Annotated in this window: 15 protein-coding genes and 1 pseudogene; 6 read left to right on the forward strand and 10 right to left on the reverse strand. The window is 61.6% G+C overall.

What is annotated here, in order from left to right; translation table 11 throughout:
* Positions 1-218: 218 nt before the first annotated feature.
* Positions 219-2,132: an HWE histidine kinase domain-containing protein gene (locus tag MA07_RS28255; protein WP_052003592.1), complete on the forward strand. Its 1,914-nt coding sequence runs from the start codon at positions 219-221 to the stop codon at positions 2,130-2,132.
* Positions 2,133-2,205: 73 nt separating this feature from the next.
* Positions 2,206-2,604 carry an acyl-CoA thioesterase gene (locus MA07_RS26875; RefSeq protein WP_036359745.1) on the forward strand — a complete coding sequence of 133 codons (399 nt, stop codon included), beginning with the start codon at positions 2,206-2,208 and terminating at the stop codon, positions 2,602-2,604.
* A gap of 372 nt (positions 2,605-2,976) precedes the next feature.
* On the opposite strand, the gene MA07_RS26880 is transcribed toward MA07_RS26875, so the two are convergent.
* From MA07_RS26880 to MA07_RS26905, 5 genes are all read right to left on the reverse strand, one after another.
* The gene (locus MA07_RS26880) at positions 2,977-3,249 is read right to left on the reverse strand and encodes a DUF4242 domain-containing protein (RefSeq protein ID WP_036359748.1); all 273 of its coding nucleotides are present in this window, start codon (positions 3,247-3,249) and stop codon (positions 2,977-2,979) included.
* Between the two features lie 81 nt (positions 3,250-3,330).
* A complete protein-coding gene (locus MA07_RS26885) occupies positions 3,331-5,961 on the reverse strand; it encodes a LuxR family transcriptional regulator (RefSeq protein WP_052003593.1) in 2,631 nt (876 codons plus the stop codon).
* A gap of 495 nt (positions 5,962-6,456) precedes the next feature.
* Positions 6,457-7,215: a Crp/Fnr family transcriptional regulator gene (locus tag MA07_RS26890; protein WP_348270429.1), complete on the reverse strand. Its 759-nt coding sequence runs from the start codon at positions 7,213-7,215 to the stop codon at positions 6,457-6,459.
* A 176-nt stretch (positions 7,216-7,391) separates the two neighbouring features.
* Positions 7,392-8,108: a Crp/Fnr family transcriptional regulator gene (locus MA07_RS26895; protein ID WP_036359754.1), complete on the reverse strand. Its 717-nt coding sequence runs from the start codon at positions 8,106-8,108 to the stop codon at positions 7,392-7,394.
* Positions 8,109-8,601: 493 nt separating this feature from the next.
* Positions 8,602-9,321 (reverse strand): Crp/Fnr family transcriptional regulator, encoded by a 720-nt coding sequence (locus MA07_RS26905; protein WP_036359762.1) that lies wholly within the window; start codon positions 9,319-9,321, stop codon positions 8,602-8,604.
* Between the two features lie 221 nt (positions 9,322-9,542).
* Here MA07_RS26905 and MA07_RS26910 point away from each other — a divergent pair, with 221 nt between their 5' ends.
* The 3 genes from MA07_RS26910 (at position 9,543) to MA07_RS26920 (ending at position 11,154) form a co-directional block, all read left to right on the forward strand.
* Positions 9,543-10,304 carry a Crp/Fnr family transcriptional regulator gene (locus tag MA07_RS26910; protein ID WP_244445361.1) on the forward strand — a complete coding sequence of 254 codons (762 nt, stop codon included), beginning with the start codon at positions 9,543-9,545 and terminating at the stop codon, positions 10,302-10,304.
* A gap of 34 nt (positions 10,305-10,338) precedes the next feature.
* Positions 10,339-10,719 carry a cupin domain-containing protein gene (locus tag MA07_RS26915; protein ID WP_160195509.1) on the forward strand — a complete coding sequence of 127 codons (381 nt, stop codon included), beginning with the start codon at positions 10,339-10,341 and terminating at the stop codon, positions 10,717-10,719.
* A 162-nt stretch (positions 10,720-10,881) separates the two neighbouring features.
* Positions 10,882-11,154: a hypothetical protein gene (locus tag MA07_RS26920; protein ID WP_152569037.1), complete on the forward strand. Its 273-nt coding sequence runs from the start codon at positions 10,882-10,884 to the stop codon at positions 11,152-11,154.
* A 493-nt stretch (positions 11,155-11,647) separates the two neighbouring features.
* On the opposite strand, the gene MA07_RS26925 is transcribed toward MA07_RS26920, so the two are convergent.
* Positions 11,648-12,427: a DUF72 domain-containing protein gene (locus MA07_RS26925; protein WP_052003596.1), complete on the reverse strand. Its 780-nt coding sequence runs from the start codon at positions 12,425-12,427 to the stop codon at positions 11,648-11,650.
* Positions 12,428-12,776: 349 nt separating this feature from the next.
* Here MA07_RS26925 and MA07_RS26930 point away from each other — a divergent pair, with 349 nt between their 5' ends.
* A complete protein-coding gene (locus MA07_RS26930; protein ID WP_244445362.1) occupies positions 12,777-13,427 on the forward strand; it encodes an EcsC family protein in 651 nt (216 codons plus the stop codon).
* Positions 13,428-13,462: 35 nt separating this feature from the next.
* Here the strand turns inward: MA07_RS26930 and MA07_RS26935 are convergent.
* From MA07_RS26935 to MA07_RS26945, 4 genes and pseudogenes are all read right to left on the reverse strand, one after another.
* A pseudogene (locus MA07_RS26935) lies at positions 13,463-14,043 on the reverse strand (alpha-ketoglutarate-dependent dioxygenase AlkB).
* A gap of 263 nt (positions 14,044-14,306) precedes the next feature.
* Positions 14,307-14,711, reverse strand: coding sequence for an acyl-CoA thioester hydrolase YciA (gene yciA, locus MA07_RS26940; protein ID WP_036359771.1), 405 nt, complete (start codon positions 14,709-14,711; stop codon positions 14,307-14,309).
* Positions 14,712-14,857: 146 nt separating this feature from the next.
* Complete coding sequence (locus MA07_RS30350; RefSeq protein ID WP_160195510.1) at positions 14,858-15,013, reverse strand: glutathione binding-like protein; 156 nt, start codon at positions 15,011-15,013, stop codon at positions 14,858-14,860.
* Positions 15,014-15,186: 173 nt separating this feature from the next.
* The gene (locus MA07_RS26945; RefSeq protein ID WP_036359775.1) at positions 15,187-16,167 is read right to left on the reverse strand and encodes a histidine kinase dimerization/phosphoacceptor domain -containing protein; all 981 of its coding nucleotides are present in this window, start codon (positions 16,165-16,167) and stop codon (positions 15,187-15,189) included.
* Between the last annotated feature and the right edge of the window lie 905 nt (positions 16,168-17,072).

Raw genomic sequence — 17,072 nt, forward strand, 5'->3', positions numbered from 1 at the left:
AGGCATGGCTCAGATCCTCGTGCTGGGCCGCCCCTGGTGAAGGGTGCGCCGGTAAGCACGGCCGGTCCATCCCATTAGCGGACGTTTAACGATCCAGCGAATTGCACTGATACGGGATGAACGGCTCCTACATGGGACCCTAAGCGACCTTGCGCGTTACACTCCATCGCGATCTTAGCCGGACCACCAGCATGAACCATGAGCAGCGGGGAGGCTCGATGACAGGCTCCCCGGAGCCGGCGGAACTCTCCGGTGACGAACTGACCTACCGTCTCCACCAACAGGAGCGGCTGGCCCAGTTCGGCGTCCTCGCTCTTGAGACACCGGATTTCACCCTCCTGCTTCAAGAGGCGACACGCCTCTGCGCCGAGGGGCTGCACACTCGTTACTGCAAGGCTATGGAGTATCTGCCCGACGAGGATCAGTTCATTGTGCGAGCTGGAGTGGGATGGAAGCCCCGCGTGATCGGTTCCAGGACGGGTGGGGATCTGCAAAGCCCCACAGGCTATGCTTACAAGAAGGGAGAACCCGTCATCTCCAGCCACTTGGATGGCGAGACCTGCTTTCGCACGCCCCAAGCCTTGGTGGAGCACGGGATCAGGCGGGCGATCAACGTCCCGATTGCCACTCGCAGCAGGCGCTACGGTGTTCTCGAGGCGGACAGCCCCATTGAGAGCAGGTTCACTGAAGCCGACATTGCCTTCATGCAGGGTTTTGCTAATCTCCTTGGAGTTGCCTTTGAACGGGGCCAGGGCGAGCAGGCGTTGCGCGATACAGAGGAGCGCTATCGTCTCGCCGCCAAGGCCACGAATGATGCAATCTGGGACTGGGATCTCGCTGCCGACCGGATCCTCTGGAACGAGGCTCTCACCACATTCTTCGGTTACCCGCAAGGCGAGACGAATGGCTCCTGGTGGAAGGAGCACATCCATCCCGATGACCGGGAGCGGGTGGTGCAGGCCATTCACGCGGTGATCGACGGTGGTCCCGAGCACTGGAGTATGGAGTACCGCTTCCTGAGGGCCGACGGATCGGACGCCTATGTCTTCGACCGCGGCTACGTAATCCGGGATGAGCGCGGATGCGCAGTTCGGATGATCGGCGCCATGATTGACCTCACCGAGCGCAGGCAATCGGAGGCGGCCCTTCAGGAGAGCGAGGAGTTCACCCGCCGCATCCTGGAAAGCTCCACCGACTGCATCAAGGTACTCGATGCCGATGCCCGCCTGCGGTTCATGAGCCCGGGTGGCCTGCACGTCATGGAGGTGGACGTTTTCGGCTCCATCGAGGGCTGCGATTGGCGTGATTTCTGGACGGGACCTGATCATGAAAAAGCCCAGCAAGCAGTCAGAACGGCGCTCGCCGGCGGCAACGCCCGTTTTCAGGGCCATACCCCAACGATGAAGGGCAAGCCCCGCTGGTGGGACGTGGCAGTAAGCCCGATCCCCAATCCGGACGGCTCAGTTGACAAGCTTTTGTCGGTCTCGCGGGACATCACCGAAACCAAGCAGATGGAGGAGCATCAGCGGCTTCTCATCAACGAGCTGAACCATCGGGTGAAGAACACGCTCGCCACTGTCCAGTCTATCGCCAGCCAGACGCTGCGCAATGCCGCGACCCTGGAGAAAGCCCTGGCTGCCTTCGAGGCGCGCCTGCTGGCGCTCTCCAGAGCCCACAACGTGCTCACCCGCGAGAACTGGGATGGTGCCCATCTGCGCGAGATCGTGGCCGAGGCGGTCGCACCCTACAGCAACCGGCGCGAGGATCGGCTGCACCTAAGTGGACCCGACGTGCGGCTACCGCCCCGGATGGCGCTGGCGCTCGCCATGGCCTTGCAAGAGCTGGCGACCAATGCCGTTAAGTATGGAGCTCTCTCGAACGCGGTCGGCGAGATCCGCATCCAGTGGACCCTCGATCGCACGCAGGAGCCGCCGCGCCTGCACCTCACGTGGGAGGAGAGCGGCGGCCCATCGGTCCAAGTGCCGACGCGAAGGGGCTTCGGGACGCGGCTGATCGAGCGCAGCTTGGCTCTGGATCTGGAAGGCGATGTCCGGATTGCGTTTGCCCCAGGCGGGGTCACGTGCACCGTGGACGCCCCCCTCCTGCCCGACGGCTCGCCGCCCCCCGCATGAGAGAACTCATGAACGACAAGCGTTCACCGCTTGCAGCCATGGGCAGGGATGATGCAACAGGGGAGAAGCTTCTATGACAGACCAGCAACCTAACGTGCCAGGCGGCCCACATCTACGGACGGTAGCGATGCCGCGGGACACCAACCCGAGCGGTGACATCTTCGGCGGCTGGACTGTGTCCCAGATGGATCTGGCTGGTGGAACCTTTGCGGCTCAGGCCGCAGGCGGGCGCGTTGCCACGGTCTCGATTGATGCCATGGAGTTCCTGCGGCCTGTCTCTGTTGGTGACGAGGTCTCCTGCTACTGCACCTTGGTCAAGAATGGCGAGACCTCCCTCACGGTTCACATCGAGACCTGGGCCAAGGCGAGAGGGACACAGGCGGGTGAGAAAGTCACGGAGGGCACCTTCACCTTTGTGGCCATCGACGAGCACGGCAAACCGAGAACGCTCCCCAATTCTGGTCAGGGATAGGTCGCTGGCCGATCGGGTCGGCTCCATGCTTCCAGCATCGGCGGCTCCTGCCAGATGGCGATTGACATCCTGGTCACCGCTCGCCCAGTGCAGTCCTGATCTGCTGCTCCTCCAGATCGATTTCCGCCACGAGAGTGCCCATGGCATCCGTTTCGAGTTCGTCCTTCCGGTGGAAGCCTCCACACGCAGGCTTTGGTGTAGATCCGTTCGCTTGAGGCCAGCAAGCGGACGTCCATGCGAGTATGCTCTACAGCACATTTTGACCCGATGCTGATCTTATCAAACTCCTCAAGTCAGATTTTCAAGCCGTCGGCTTGGCTCTGAGTAGCGCGGCCTCCGTGCTCGTTGGCCGGAGGCCGCTCTCCATGCGCATCAATAAAGGAAGTATGGATCGAGTACGCGCACCTCAGTGATCCGATCAACCGGCAGGTTGTTTCGCTCCGCAACCCTGCGGATGGCTTCCGGTGAGGGGGCATCGTAGATGCAATACGTCTTCTTCTTGTCTGGGGTAACATAGGAGTGCACCCAGGTGACTTGCTCCTGGTTGTTCACGCTAACCACGGCGTTGCTGGCCTGGGCACCGGTCTGGTCGGCTGACAGGCTCAGTCCATCTGGAAAAGTCCGCTCCACAAGATATCGAGTCATTGTCTCTCCTCCATAAGCAGCCGCTTGGGCTACGTTAGGAGGTTCGCGCAGGTTCTAATTTTGCGCATCGGGAACACCTCCCTATTTTGGGCGGCCGGTACCCCCATTTTTGGCGACACTACCCGATATCATCGGCTGCGGGCCTGCCTCAAACCTCGCGACTTCAAGGCGCGATGAGACACCCAGCTTCGCGAGCACTGCCGAGACGTGGTGGTCCACTGTCTTTGCCGAAATGTGCAGTCGGCTTGCGATGGCTGCGTTGGTCAGACCCTCCTTCAGCAGCGAGACAATCTCCGCTTGGCGAGAGGTCAGCCCCAGCGAGTTGCTACGGGTTGCGGTCCGCGGGCCACGCGGTAGGCGGCCGACCCCTTCGCTCCTCAGGCGCTGCCGCAGGGCATCGGCGGCGGGGCTGGCCCCGAGGCGGTCAAACAGCGCCAATGCCTCCCGGCAGGCAACCTCGTCGCCCTCGGCGAGCGCACGGGCCCGTTCGTACGGGCAGTCCCGCGCCGCCCAGGCAATGGCCGCATCCTGCCACTCGCCATCGAGCTCTAGTAGGAAGGGTCGTGCTATCCAATTTGGGGGATGAACCTCTGATCCCGCCCGCCTGCGCCAGAAGGCGAACTCGCCTCCATGCCAGGGATGGCGGTGCGCAAGTGCAATATCCCAGACCGCTTCTGCCTCTGTTCGCGCCTGTTCAGGGTTCCTGGCAAGCCAGGCCGCCTCGGCCCGGGCGGCGCGCACCGGTGCCAGACGCTGGAGAGTGCCGGTGCGCTGTGCCAGGTCCAGAGCCTCGTCGAGAGCCGTCCATACCCCTGGATCACCGCGGCGGGCCCGCACCCGCCCAAGTGCCACGAGTGCCATGATACGGCTGACTACAGCCAACTCGGGGGTTTGCAGAACCTCATGTGCCATGTCAGCAGCGTCGGTCCAGCGGCCCTGGTAAAGGTACGTGAGGGCAATCCATGCCTGAGTGTAATGGAGGGCATGGTCGAGGTCGCGCTCGGAGGCATACGCCATCCCCTCCTTTAGGATCTGCTCGGCCTCGGCGAAGCGATACTGTTCGCCATATGAGGAGCCGATGTTGAGGTAGGCAAGGGCAACGAGGCCATCGAAGCCGTGCTCCCTGGCCAATGCGATGCTTCGATCGAGATGGGTGCGGCCGCGCAGATCGTCCGTCACAAGCATCGCGGCCCCGACCGCGAGGTGGGCCGATGCCAAGGTCTCCTGATCGCCCACGGCCTCGGCCATCGCGATTGCCTTGCGCCCCCACGCCATGGCCGAGCTCTTGTCGCGATCGAGCATTCGCAGGTGTGCCTGCATCCGCAGCGCGGCAGCGAGCTCGCGGCTGGGTCCGAGTCGCTCCAGGATCGCGATTGCCCTGAGACTGCACGCGTCCGCCTCGGCATTCAGGCCTGAGCGAACGAGCGGCCAGGCAAGCGCGGCGAGATTGCTGCCCTCCTTGCGCGGGTTGTCGAGCTCGCGCCATAGGTTGACCGCTTGGCCCCGGGCATCAGCAGCCTCGCCCTGGCGGTCCAGGAGCGCGCACTCCTCCGCGAGAGCCTCAAGCAGGTTGGCTCGCTCCTCAGGGCGGTTTGGCCCGGTGTACCGCAGGGCTCTGGCGAGCTGATCAGCGGCCTCGCGGTGCGATCCCACAGATCTGGCCAGCTTCGCTGCAACAGGAGCGTATGTCCGAACTGCCTCCGCGTCACCAGCCGCGTCCGCATGGTGTGCAAGAAGGCTCCCGCTGGCGGTCCCGAGTTCCAGCAGCGCCTCCAGCACCTGACCGTGCAGAACCGCCCTGCGCGGGGGTGCGATCGACTCGAGCACTGCCTGGCGGGTGAGTTCATGGCGCAGAACGAGTGTCTCTCCCTCGGCACGCAGGAGCCCCACGCCCATACATGCATCGGTCAGATCGGCATCCTCACCCACGATGCGCCGGAGGAGGCGAGCATCAGAGCGCGGGCCGATCACCGCAGCAACCTCAAGAACGTTCCGGGCAGCCTTGGGAAGGCGTGCAGCACGTTGGAGAACAATATCACGAACGGTGGACGGGACACGGTCAGCCTCGCCCGAAATCAGCAGTTCCGTCACGAGGAAGGGATTGCCGCCGGTCTTCCGGTGCACGATATCGGGATCGAAGCACTCGTCCTGGGTGAGCTGACGGACCGACCCCACCGACAGTGGGGCGAGTGGAATCCGGCGGACGGCTCGGCATGTTGCCAGTACGGCCAGCAGGTTACGCAAGGAGTGGTTCTGATCGAACTCATCGTCGCGGAATGACACGATCAGCAAAGCTTCAACGGCTTGGATCCGCCGCCCCAGGAACTTGATGGCATCCAGGGTCGCCTCGTCGGCCCAATGCAAATCTTCAATTATGTAGATTGCCGGACCGGCACGCTGGAGCTCCTGCAGTAACTCGGGGAAAACGACGGTGACGCTTGCCTGATCGTCTCGCAGGGCCGAGAGCCTGCCGCCCATCTGCGCCGCGATTTCCTGGAATGGTGCCAAGGGCGAGGGGGTAAACAGGGGATCGCATCGGCCCCACAGGACGCGCTCCCGTCCACGGTGGGTTGAGGCGAAAGATTCCAGGAGTGAGGTCTTGCCCAGACCGGCCTCGCCGCTGACCAGCACGACCCGCCCCTCTCCAGCACGCAAGTCACGCGCGGATTGCTGTAAAACCTCTAACGAAGCCTGGCGTTCAAGGAGTTGCATGGCTGAGTTCCGCTTAAGCTTCAATCCTGCCGGATCTACAGGCAGCGCGCTAGACCCAGCGTATCCTTCGCTTTCTCTTGCTGAGCCCTTGTGTCGGGGCTTGGCGTTCTCACAAGCCGAGGTTGCAAGGGCACAGCCCACATTTGCAGCAAGCAGGATGCACTTCGAGATCAATCAGCCATACACGCTGGGCTCACGATGTGTGTTCAGGTTTGGAGAGCGGCTGATCGGGAGAGTGCCCGGGAATATCAGTCATTAGAGTTGTTCAAATGTCTCCTCCTGGCAGATGCTGCTGAAAAACTCCGCAACTGTCGCTTTTCGCATTGTCAGCATACAGGATGCTGGGCCTGATCTTGTACGCTGGCGCTAGTAATAGATGGAGGAACCAGCCCTCAGTACTTTTTCAACAGCATCGACCGTTTCGGATCTTCCGGTGGTTGGCAAGATGCTGGGATGACGCGGAATAGCGTTGGCGCTGCATCCCACGGTGTCCCGTTATCGTGGCTCAGCTTTCAGGCTCAGGAAGGTTGGGTCGAACTCGGCGATCCCTTGCAGGCGCGGCCAATCTTTGATGACCACAGTGTCACCATGCCAGGTGATCAATTCCTCCTTACGAAGTTCCTGGATAACCCGGTTCACGTGAACGGTTGAGAGCCCAAGGGTGTCGCCCAACTCGGCCTGGGTCAGGGGGAGCTGAAAGCTATCATCTGTGGTCAATCCGACGGCCCGAAGGCGTAGAAGAAGCTCGCAGAGCAGGTGAGCGGTATGCTCAAGGGCCGAGCGCCGCCCCATGCTCACGAGCCACTGGCGGTGGATGGCGGCATCGACGACAATGTTCACCGCCAGCAACCGGGTTAGATGAGGGTGGGTTTCGGTGATCTCGCGAAGAGCCTCGTGGGGAACCATGCCGATCGTGCAAGGCGTGACCGCCATGACGGCATGGTCCATCACCTTCACCAGAAAGCTGTGGAGGTCCACGAAGTCGCCCGGCACGTGAAGGGCCGTGATCTGGCGTTTCCCATTGCGCAGGATGTTGTAGCGCGCAGCAAAGCCCGTGATGAGGAAGATACTCTCGGACGGGCGATCACCTTCGCGGACCAGATCCTCTCCCTTTCCTACCGCTCCTTGCCTGACGACAGCTCTCCCAAGAACTTCTCGTTCCGAGTTTGAGAGATGATCGTACTGCTCAAGCTTATGGATAAATGCTGCGCTCAGGACGGACTCCTGCGAAGGACGGCTGGCAATACTCCTCAGCTTAGCGGACCACGCGCAGGAAGACGAGAGAGACTGACATGACCTTGTCCGTCAGGGATTTTCGAACCCAAGCCCCGGCTTCCTGGTGCCAACACCCTTATGCTCAGCCACCTACGAGGATATTGCCGCTCGGGTCAGGCAACGGACAGGCTAAGATCTGACGCTGCTGAGCTAGTCTAGCGGAACGAACCAATGAGACGTTCATATTCCGCCTCTGGCACGCCATAGCTGTCCCCGGCTGTTTCCTCCAAACGAAGGCGATCCAGAACCACGACATTGCCCCGATTGGCTTGGATGATCTCCCGCTCTTCGAGGATGTTGAGCGCCTCCGTCACACTGGCCCGGCGCACTCCCAGCATCAGCGCGATGAACTCGTGCGTAAGGGCAAGGTCATCCCCGTCCACGCGGTCGTGGCACATGAGAAGCCAGCGGGCGAGACGCTCCTCGATCCTGTGGCTGCCGTTGGACAAAGCCGTGTGCGACGTCTGAATGGTAAAGGCCTGAACATACCGAAGCAGCAGGGAATGCAGCGAGGAACTCTGCCGGATCGCCTGCCGCAGGCGCTCCGTCTCGATCCTCAGTCCTGACCCTCCGATCTGCATGAACGTCTCGTGCGGGGTGCTGTCGACCCCGAGAAGAACAGGAGTGCCCGCCAGACCATCCCGTCCGGTGAGGCCGATCTCAATGCGCCGTCCGCCTGCCGTATTCGCAATGATCGAGGTGATGCCGGCCTCAAGGAAGTGGACGTGCTCAATCGGCTGGTGAGGGGTGATCAGCACATCGCCTCGGTTGAGCGTCACAGGCTCGAGAGACCGCTGAAGGAGGTCGAAGTCCTCAGGACACAGCTTGGCCAGCAGCCGGTTGTGAACGGAGGATTGGGTCAGATCAGGCATGCCGGGACGAGTTCAAATACGACGAGAAGCTTATGCTTTAGCTGCCAGGATGACCAGCAGGAGCGGATATACAGGCTGACTGCCCCAGTTCAAGCGAGGAGGTCGGCGGCAGGCGGCGTGCGGCAAATGTGCGGTACCGTACATTTGTCGGCAACTTCGGCTCAACTCTGCCGTTGAGTGTTGGTGCAGAGTGGCTGATGATGGGGCAGCGTATGTCGATTATTGAAGATCGCGGCCCCCCTTTGGAGCCCTTTCCGTTCATCCGGCCCGGTGAAGAGACCAGCCCAGTCCTCGGTCCCACGGCTCAGCGCCACATCGCCTCCAATCTGCGAACAATGTATAATGATCTCGTGCAGGAACCGCTGCCGGAGCAGTTCCTTAGTCTCATCGCTCGACTGGATCAGGGCCACACGGAAGGGGAATGAGGGTCAACCCTCCCGTGCCGGGGATAGTCAATGCGCGTCCGCACTGAAGCACAGCAAAGCCATCCCGCCTAGTTCTTCAACGGCAACCCGATGAGCCTCGCGTATTCAGCCTCTGGGAGGCCGTAGCAGGCGCCCGCGATCTCTTCGAGCCGTGCGCGGTCGAGAAGGTGGATGCGGCCACGGCTGGTTCTGACGATCTTCACGCCCTCTAGCACATGCAGCGCCTCCGTCACTCCTGAACGCCTTACCCCCAGCATCAGGGACAGGAACTCATGGGTGAGCGGCAGGTCGTCGCCATCCATGCGGTCATGGCACATGAGCAGCCATCGTGCGAGCCGCTCCTGAATGGCGAAGCGGCCATTCGCCAGGGCTGATTGGGCCGTCTGGATCATCAACACCTGCACCCAGTGCAGCAAGAGACCCTTGAGCGAGGGGCTGCCCTCCATGGCGGCCGAAAGGTCGTCGGCCCGAATCCGCAAGCCTGATCCAGCCACCTGAATGAAGGTCTGATGGGGAGTGTAATCGACCGTGAGGAGGATGGGCTCGCCCGTCATTCCCTCACGGCCGATGTGCCCGACCTCCAGGCGCTCATTGTCAGGGCTGATCGCCACCACGGATGCCAGCCCCGCTTCCAGGAAGTGGACATACTCGATGGGCTCATTTGCCTCGACCAGCACCTGCTTCACGCTCAAGGTCACCGGCTCAAGGTGAGGCGCCAGACGAGCGAAGTCGTCCTCGGACATGGCCTGGAGCAGACGATTGCGAACACTAGACTTGGAGAGGGTCATGGCTCTTTCCCATTCAGGGCAAGAGCACACAGCGTCTCCCAGTCACCCGCGCCCAGAGGGAACTGTGCAGGTGATGCTATCTGGTATGAGGCCGAACAGAGGCGCCGCCAACAACATGGATCGGTTCTGTACGAATTCGACCAAGAGAATGGGGCTGACCCGTCGCTTGATGCGTTGATCCAAGGCCAGCCTTCCCGTGCGGCATTGTGAGAGGCTTACCCGTGGCGAACCCTTGGACCATGAAGATGGAGCAGTTCACCCGCTTCTCCGAGGAGGAGCGGCAGATGCTCAACAGGCTGATCTCGGAGCGGCAGCGGCAATACGCGCCCGGCGAGGACATCCTCAGAGAAGGCGATCACTCGCCCGACTGCCATGTCGTGCTGTCGGGCTTTGCCTCCCGCTACAAGCTCCTGCCGGACGGTGGGCGCCAGATCATGGCGTTCCTGGTGCCGGGCGACTTGTGCGACGCGGAGATCTTCATCCTGAAAGAGATGGACCACTCGGTGGTGGCGATGATGCCTACAAGCGTGGCCCTGATCTCAGGCGACCAGATGAAGGATCTGCTCAGCGGCCAGGGTCGCATTGCCCAAGCGCTCTGGTGGGGCACGCTCACCGACCTGGCGGTGCTGCGCGAGTGGGTGGTCAACCACGGCAGGCGGGACGCCTACGAGCAGATCGCGCATCTCCTCTACGAGATGCTGGTGCGCTACCGCATAGTGGAAAGGTCCAAGGGCGAGACCCTGGAGTTCCCACTCACCCAGGCTGACCTGGCCGATGCGACGGGGCTCACCCCCATGCATGTCAACCGCATGCTCAACAAGCTCAGGGACGAGAACCTGATCCGCCTCAAGAGTAAGGCCCTGACGATCCTTGATCCGGAGCGCCTGAAGGAGATTGCAGGCTACAACCCAAACTACCTTCATCTGGACCGGGCTCATGATCAGCGGGACGGCATTGCTGATCGCGTGGGCGACCTAGTCTGACGAACCGGCGACCGCTATGGGCGAGGTTGGGCTGATGCTCCCCAACGATCCTAACCAGTCAGTGAACCTGACAGCCGATGCCGAGCTTGCCGGGCTGACGAAGGAGCACGGGATCACCCAGGTGCTGACCCGGTCACATCTTGCTGTTTCGATCCACGGCACTGATGGCCTGGAGGCGATAGCCGAGGTCGCTGAGGCAGACATCGTCTATGTGATCATCTCAGGCTACGGCGTCCTGCGTTGCCGGGACGGAGCCCGGATCGAGTTTACCGCAGGCGATGTGATGATGGTGCCTGCCGGCGCCTGGCACCAGTTCGAGGAGGTGAGCCCGAAGTTCAGGACGTGGAGGATCGTGGTGGGAAAGCCCGCCGACGGTGGAGCCGCAGAGGGTGAGCCGGCCTTGTCCCTGACCTGAGATGCCATCCGAGCCTGCCAGGTGAGACACGATGACTGTTTAGTCGAAACCGTACACATCGGCCTTACTTCCGCTCTGTTCGGTATCGTACAGAGGATACTCTTTCCCTGGGTGTCCGCAGGACCGTGCTTACGCCCCAACCAAGGCGTAGCTGTGCCCAAGATGATTACGTTCCAAGCCATTCCCATTCTTATCGACGGCCATGACACGCAGGGTCAGCTTGTGCTGGCGGACGGCGAGTTGACAGCCGTTCTGGCCCGTCTGGACGGGGACGCTCATGATCCCAAGATGAAGGGATGGTGGCACCTGGAGGCAGGCTTCGGCCGCTGCGACGCAGGCAACTCTCTGGTCGTGTTCAAGACGTTTGAAGAGGCGGGCCCATGGGTCCAGGCACAACTGGACAACGTCTACTCCTTGCGACAGGCAAACGGGTAAGAAATCGGATCGACTCTGGCTCGTCTGCGGGCAAGCTCAACATCGCCAGCCAAGGCGTAGGGGTAAGCGCCATACCGTTGATGATGAGTGCGTGACGGAGCCCAGCGCCAGCACACGTGAATGCTCCGTCCTAACCATGCCATTTGTGCAGTTTTTGCCATACCGAGCTTATGTACCGGGTGGAACGGCAGCTTCTGGCACATCCCGGAAGTACGCCGGATGTCTGCTTGAAGCATGAATACCGGACGTTCATTAGGTCGGTCCAACGTTACGCATTGACCCAGAGCGGTCCTTTACCAGCACTCGCTGCATGTCCTGCTGTTGAATTCCGTCAGGCTAGGCCCGCCCCTGAGGACACCCTGGTCAACGGAAAGTTCATGCCAGAGCCTAGCTGTGGGCGTGACCCTTGGCCGGCACATGACATAGATGATGCAGAACCTAAGGGGATCATAGCGGCTGAAGGATGCTGTGGCCTTCTGCCCAGCGGTAACGCTCAGCTGGCTTGCACCAAATGCTTGATCGTGATCGCATCCCTGATGGCAGCGAAGGCCGCCGTATTGTCGAAGATGCACCAAGTCTCGACGGCTGCTGCAACGTCGCGAGTGAGCAGCTCTGCGACGGCCGATAGGTACTCGGGACTATAGGCGGAGTAGTAGATACGTGGAGAACCATGCAGGCGATAGTACGACAGCCCACGCCACCCGCCCGGCTCATCAGCACCTGGGACTGGGGCGGGGTCGGCCGCCACGCGGGCGATCCGTAACTCGGCGAGCAGAGCCTCGACCTCAGGCGTGAACCAGGAGGCATGGCGGGGCTCACAGACGATGCTGCCCCTGGTCTGACTCCTCAGACCGCTTAGGAAACAGTCGGCGACACCGTGCTGGAAGCTCAGGCTTGGCGGCATCTGGACCAGAAGCGGGCCGAGCTTGGGCCCGAGGCCACCTACCTCTGACAGAAACCGATCCAGCAGGTCGCCCACATCCTTGAGCCGGCGCTCGTGGGTGATGGCCTTCGGGATCTTCACGGAGAAGCGGAAGCCCTCCGGTACCGAGCTCGCCCAGCGCTCGTAGGTGGCCGTTTTATGCGGACGGTAGAACGAAGAGTTGATCTCGACCGCGTTCAGGACGGCGCCGTAACGCTCCAGGTGAGATCCCGCCACGGGGAAGGGAGCTGCATGCTCCTTCGGGATGCTCCAAGCGGCGGTGCCGATCCGGATTGTGGCTGAACCGGGTCCCTGGGATGCCAGGTGATTTGCTTCGGGAAAGACCTGCATGCCTCCTCGCTCGAATGGCCTTTCTGCGCCAACGCAGCCTGCCGATTAGGCGTTCCGCCCGTCTCTGCACGCGTGATTCCAGCCCTGCACGCAAGCCGGGACTGTCAACGGCGGCTTCAGCTTCCCAAATAGGCTGGCATGAGCCAGGAACTTCGTTGCCCGGAGCCGCTTCCGGTTTCCACAGCCCGCGCTGCGTCACCGGAGATCGCCTTAACCAGCGTGGACCGCGAGGCATTGCGCCAAGCAGTCATTGCGCTGGAAGGGCCGAGCTACGTAGCCCGGCTGTCCGCCCTGGCCGGGCGGCCGATCGAGATGCTTGGGCAAGCTCTTCCCCAGGTGGCCGTCCAGCATGATCTCGAAGGCGACACAAGCGGCGCTCACGCGGGCTCTGCGGTATGCGCTCCGGACAATTCCTAAAGAGGGCAGGGATCCCGAGACACGGGTACATAAGGCGCTTGCGGTTTTGTCCGGTGCCATGGGCGGGGCGCTCGGCGTCTCCGCCGTCTTGGTGGAGCTTCCAATCTCGACGACGATCATTCTGCGATCAATCGCCCGGATCGCCCAAAGCGAGGGCGAGGACCTTGAGGATCCAGAAACGGCACTGGCCTGCCTACAGGTCTTCGCTCTAGGAGGGCGCACAGGCTCGGACAACCTGCACGAGACCGGCTACTTCGCCGTGCGGGCCGCGATGGCGAAGTCCGTCACCCGTGCCTTGCAGCAGATGGCTAGCCGGGGGATCGTTGACGAGAGCGCCTCGGCCATCGTGCGCCTGCTGGCCCAGATCGGATCAAGGTTTGGGGTGATGGTCTCGCAGAAGGTCGCAGCCCAAGCGGTGCCTATGCTTGGAGCGATTGGCGGCGCAGCCGTGAACGCCGCCTTCGTAGATCACTTTCAGACGCTCGCTCGCGGAGACTTCGTCGTGCGTCGCCTGGAGCGGACCTACGGCAAGGGAACTGTCCGGCGGGCTTACGACCAGATCCGAAGGAGCGAGGGCCTGTAAGCGCTCGCACATCCCTGGGTTCAGGCGAGATCCTTTTATCGGGAACCGGACGATTTGAAATTCCGGAACGTGATCGAGTAGCGCAGACGGTCCAAAGCCGGGATGCTGTGCTCCCATTCCGATCGTGAAGGTCCTGCAACAAATAAGCAGACCTCGGCTCCACCGTGAGGGAGGTCCGCTCACATCTGGTGCCTGTTCTCCGTCTCAGGCGAAACAGACAAGGAGAAACGAGCGAGATGCCTACCACCTGGTCAAATATTGGTTTGTCCTCGCGCCAACCGATGCCGGCTCCAGGAGCGTACTCGGTGGGAAGGACTTGCTGAAGATTGGCAGGGGCCATGTTGGCGAACTCAGCAACCTGCTCACGCAAAGGGAGCAGAAACTCAGGGATGGTCCCGGTTCTGTGCGGTTCCATCCCGTTGAAGTCGTACTGCCACCCGAACGAAATCACGCGGCGCTTGCTCCGCTAACCCTGAAACTCGAACTCCTTGAACGGCAGCTCCGCTAAGCGTCTGACCAGTTCCTGTTCATCAGCTGGTGACAGGAACTCCGGCTGATACTTGAACCCTTGCGGCAGAGAAGGGACGGGCGTGAACAGGTCGAGTTGCTCGGGCATCAGCCACCAGATCGCCGAGAACACCCTCGGACCGCCCATACATGGGCGAAGTGTCGACGACCGATCCGCCTCCTGCAACCAGCGTTCTGAGCACCTCAATCAGCGGCACGCATTGAGCGGCCGAGGAGCCGACATCGAATGTCGGCCATGTGCCGCACCCGATCACCGGCACCTGTTCCGCTGTGGAGGGAATAGCTCGCATCTGCATGCAGATCTCCAGTGCTGTGACTGTCCATTCTGTGGCTCGCAGTCGTGTTGTCTCGTCAGGAAACAACGACCTCGGCGGCTGGTGGGATAGGGCGCGGCTGGCCATCTTGATCAATGGCTACGAAGGTAAAGGTGGCATCAGTGACCTTCTCGCGCATCTGGGTCTGGAAGCGGCGCGCCCACGCTTCGATCTTGATGGTCATGGATGTCCGGCCGACACGCTCGACGCGTGTGTACACACAAAGAACATCGCCCACGCGGACAGGACGGATGAAGTGCATGGCGTCCACTGCGACTGTCACCACACGGCCTTGCGCCCGCTCAACTCCAGCGATGCCGCCTGCCTGGTCCATCTGCGACATCACCCATCCACCGAAGATATCGCCGTTGGCGTTCGTATCGGCAGGCATCGCGATGGTGCGTACCGTCAGATCGCCCTGTGGTTCGGCCTCGTCTGTCATCTATTTGCCCTTCTTTGATTGGCATGCGCGGCGACCAAACTTCCATTTCGGACTCGGTGGGGTGCTCAAGCCTCAATAATCTACCTGCAGCTAGTGGGTCATGGCTAGGTACTCTTGACGCTGTCACGGCTTGAAATGCGCTCCCACTACTCCCCGACGCCAGGTAGACCGGCGAACTCTTCAAGGTGCGGGGTGAGCGCAATATAGGCGAAGAGCGGCGCAAGATAGAGATCGGCGATCGAGACCTCATTGCCCGCCAGGAACGGCGACGATCCCTTGATGCGCATGAGCTCCGTCAGCACGACCTTTCTACCCGCGCGGGAAGAAGCCTAAGACCTGGGCGCGACAGCACAGATCACAAAACAAACCGGCGCGGGTCGCCACTATGCCATTCACCCGGTATTATGTCAGCATGCCAGCAGAGACAAATGAACCGGAGCTGCATTCAAGCCGCTCCACGAAGTCAAGACTGCCGTCAGGCTGGCTCCAGCCGCACTTCGGCTACGACTCTGCATCCGGAACCGTCGGTCTCCCGTCGGATCGTGCCATCGAGCTGTCGACAGAGCAGATCCGTGAGGCGCGTGCCGAGCCCTTGCCGTGATCCCTCCTGGATCAAGCCGACCCCGTCATCGGCCACCACCAGCTCCGCGTGGCCGTTGTCCGTTCTTGCGAGGGATACGCTGATCCGTCCGGGCCGTCCGTCCGGGAAGGCGTACTTGAAGGAGTTCGTCACGAGTTCGTTGACAATCAGCCCTATCGGCACGGCGGAGGCGCTAGGAACCTCGATTTCCTCCACCATGGCCGACAGCTCGATCGGACGCACTTCGCATAGCACCTCCCGGAGACCGTCGCACAGGTCGGTCAGGTACTCGTCGAGACGGATACGGCTATCCCCATCCTCGAACCGCAGCCGGTCCTGCGCCTTTGCGATCACGTCGATGCGAGCGGCGGCCGCCTCAAGCACATGACGGACGGCTGAATCGGACTGGTTTCGGGCCTGAGCCGACAGCACCGAGCGGATGATCTGAAAGTTGTTCTTCGTGCGATGCTCGGTCTCGCGCAGGAGCAGCACGTAGCGTCGCTCTGCCTCCCTGGCCTTTCTCAGGGCGCGGCCCAGCGCACCGCTGATCTCCGACATCCCGAGGCATGTCAGGACGAAGAGCGTGAGCGGAATGACATCGTCCTCCGCGACGGTGATGCGCGTGGGCGGGTAGCTGAAAGGTCCGACGGCGAGTAGCGTGCCCAGGATGGTGGCCGCCCATCCTGGTCCCCGTCCGAACAGCAGTGAGGACAGGAACACGGCGGGCACAAAAAGGAAGAACGAGTAGTCGTGCAGGTGGCTGTTCAACCCGGCCCGGAGCAGGGCGAACGCGCCGACGATCGCGGCGGCGGCGCTGTACTGCAGCCAGGCCGGCCGCTCGCGGAGCGGCAGCAGTCGTTCGATGGTGTGTTCCACAAATTCCTCATAACTGGGGGTTGCCCCACGCCCGCAATCCATCTGGTATGGCATCGGCGAGAATGTGCGGTCCACCGTCATCGTTTGTGGAGGCGACACAATACCGTGAGCAGAATGCGATATGAAAGTTCGGCTGATGAGACCAACCGTGTCATACTCAGTTGATCCCTACATGACAGGTGAAGCAGCAGGTTCAACCATGCGGCAGATTTCTACTTGCCCCCGGAAGGCGGTGGTTACTTAAGTCGAAGTTGGGACCGGTGAGCGGCCCCTGGCCTTCCGCTGTATCAGAAGCAGGAAGGCATGCTGCGGATAACCCAGCCCTCCCCATTGATCCAAAGGCGCTTCCTGATCTTACGGCAGTAGAATTCGACCCCCGTTTGAGCGTCTGAGTGGACCGTTACTGAATAGCCTTTGACCTTGTACTCCCGGACGGCGGACGAAGTCACCTCAGGAGGTGATTTGCTGCGGTCTTTTGTGCCCTTCGTGGATCCCTTCTGACCCTTGGCTGGGGCCATTCCCGGCCGCTGGGACTTCAAAGAACTACTCCCCTTCAAGGGTTTCGCTGAGGGCAGCGGGATAGTCTTCTCAGGCTCGAGCGCCACTGGCGCTACCTGACCCTGTGCGGCGACCGCCTCTTCGGCCTCGTCCGGCCGGGCAGCCATAGCGCCGGAAGACAGGAACAGTAGGATGCAAGCCGCAGGAGCTACTGCGTGCAACAATGATTTCATGCTCAGAACCATCAAGTGTGCCGAACTTCCAGCAGGCCATATGGGGTGCCGCCCCTGCCGCCATAACGATGGTATACAGGAGGCAACTGTTGAAAGAACGCCTCACGGCTGAGAGCGTTCTGCACAGTAAGCCAACAAATCTTCGTTATCTTGCGTAAGTCCGAGAGCTTTTCC

The sequence above is a fragment of the Microvirga sp. BSC39 genome (genome assembly GCF_000739015.1).
GTDB lineage: Bacteria > Pseudomonadota > Alphaproteobacteria > Rhizobiales > Beijerinckiaceae > Microvirga.